This is a genomic window from Lacinutrix sp. MEBiC02595 (genome assembly GCF_053601555.1).
In genome coordinates this window covers 1-266 of record NZ_JBSHNU010000197.1, presented here as the reverse complement: position 1 = coordinate 266, position 266 = coordinate 1, and the positions used below count along the sequence as shown (strand labels likewise).

Annotated in this window: 1 protein-coding gene; it reads left to right on the top strand. The window is 35.7% G+C overall.

Annotation, left to right across the window (positions count from 1 at the left end; all coding sequences use genetic code 11):
* A partial coding sequence (locus ACVCZW_RS05855; RefSeq protein WP_452231906.1) for a hypothetical protein occupies positions 1-266 on the top strand: 266 nt, incomplete at both ends.

Below are 266 nucleotides of genomic sequence, written 5' to 3'. Positions count from 1 at the left end.
TGAAGACGGCATTACTACACAATTAGATTTAACTGCAATCATAGCTAACCTGGAAGCTTTAACAACTTTAGTTGACAACAACGACGGAACATTAACTTACACCGATGAAGATGGAAACCCGACTGTTTTAGATGTTGCTAATCTGGAAACACTTACTTCGATTGCTTTAAACACAGATAATACAAACATCGATTATACAGACGAAGATGGCGTTACTACACAATTAGATTTATCTGCTATCGTAGCAAATTTAGAAGCACTTACTA